This window comes from Rodentibacter sp. Ppn85, from assembly GCF_001999335.1.
Taxonomy (GTDB): domain Bacteria; phylum Pseudomonadota; class Gammaproteobacteria; order Enterobacterales; family Pasteurellaceae; genus Rodentibacter.
Map to the genome: position 1 here is coordinate 1 of NZ_MLHS01000086.1, position 2,007 is coordinate 2,007.

General features: G+C 36.2%; 1 protein-coding gene and 1 pseudogene. Both read left to right on the forward strand.

Annotated elements, in window-relative coordinates; translation table 11 throughout:
• Positions 1-476, forward strand: a pseudogene (locus BKL51_RS12205) (hypothetical protein); the annotation flags it as partial.
• Positions 477-511: 35 nt separating this feature from the next.
• A partial coding sequence (locus BKL51_RS11220; RefSeq protein ID WP_077466742.1) for a hypothetical protein occupies positions 512-2,007 on the forward strand: 1,496 nt, incomplete at its 3' end.

The following is a 2,007-nucleotide window of genomic DNA, read 5'->3' on the forward strand; positions in this document are numbered from 1 at the left end:
CCATCATCCACGTCGGCAACGAGCTCAACATCGACATCGCCCAAAACGGCAGCTGGCAGGCGGGGGACCTGTTTGAACAAATCTGCGACCAATTTGACTTAGAGGGTTATGAAACGGTGGAAATCAGCGGTCCGGGCGGTTCAATTATCATCAACCGGGAAGGAATCGAGTTGGTGGGGAATGTGTATATTGAAGGGGAGTTGATTGAGGAAAGCGGGGAAGCCGACGCGGTAAATCCGTTTGAAACCACAATTAATAATACGATAACACCAGATACTTACTATTCAACGCGTTTGGATGTCTATGATATTTATGGACGTTGTAGTCAAAAGAAAGTGCCTTATACGATATTGGATGGTCAGGGGAACATCGTGACAGATGGGATATTAGATGAAGATGGTCGAACAATCCGCATCTATCGAGAGGTTGAAGAGCAGCTAACCATACTTGTTGGTCAAGCGAGAATTGAAAGTTAATTTGTGTATCATGAAAAAGAATAAGAGAGAAAGATATGAGCAAACAAGAATTATATAGTATTGAGTTTTTAGATAATGAAAGAAAACCAATAGTATATTGCCATTTTGAGCTCTATATTAATGGTGGTTTAGTTACAAGTTTACCGCCAAGAGCGGATAACAACGGAAAAGTGTGGTTCAATAAAGAACTGGTCAAATCAACGACAATGGTACATAAAGTGTTAGAGCTTGTCTTTTGGAGTGAAAAATTTCCTAGAACTCAGCATTCTACAACAGATACATTTGTTTGGCCGGAAGGAAAAACATCAATCAAAGCATTGATGCCGGATACGTATACCATTAAGACTAGGGCGCTTGCTAATGAAAATAATGAAGAGCAAGACTATGCGCGAGCTTATTACCTTGTAAGAAAAGGCGATACTTGGGATAGCCTTGAGGTTAAATTAGGGGGCGATGCGGCTGAAGCATTAATATTTTATAACCGAACGATATATAGTGGCAGCTTGGTTGAAGGGACAAAGTTATATTATCCTTTGGGATTTAGAACGAGAAATGTATTTTCTCAACAAGTACTTAAAAAAAAGAAAGAATCTGAAAAATCTGAGAAAAAAACTGAACAAAAACAAGCTTCTTCAGAAAAAGAAAATAGTCAGGATAATAAAAAGAATAGTACGATAGAGCAACGAAGTGTGGCTAATGGGAAGCCTGTAGATGTTACTCTACCTAAAGAGGGTGGGTGTTTTTGCTATAGAGATATTACTCCGGATGAATTTCATCAAATTATCAAAAATAAACAAGCTATGGATTTCTTAGAGTATTTAAATGAGTATTTCAAAAAATATGATATTAATACGTGTATAGGGAAAGCTTTTTTTATTGCAAATTCACTACATGAGTCAGGGGAGTATAAATTTTTAGAGGAAATTCTAGGAAAGGGAATTCAAGAAAAAGATGTATATGATGGATATAAGGGGAGAGGGGTAATGCAATTGACCTGGGCAGATAATTACAGAGGATATGGAGAAAGTGTTGGGGAAAATTTTTTAGGTGACAATAAAGTTAGAATAGGAAAAGAGAAAAAACATGCTGTTGGATCAGGGATGTGGTTTTGGAAAAAAAGAGAGCTTGATAAATATGCAATTAATAATGACCTAATTACTATTAGTGCTTCAATTAATGGCGGGTATAACCATTTTGATGAGAGAGCAAGATATTATAAATTATCAATTAATGCCTTAAATGTTAGGTTTTGTAAAAATCTATCAAGAGAGGTGATATCAATGCTAGATAATTACACTCCTTTTGAAGATAGTGCTGTTTATCATGATTCAAAATTTATTGCTGAATGCTTTGGATGGGGACTTTGGAATGATCCAGGTCTATCTAAAAAAGGGAAATCTAAGAGTTCAAATGAGGCTAAAAAAGGCTATGAGCGCTTCTTGGAAATGGCAAAAAATAAAGCATATCCATTTGGTTATAATAAAAAGAAAAATAAAGAAAAAACTAGATATGGATATACAGGAACTAGAGC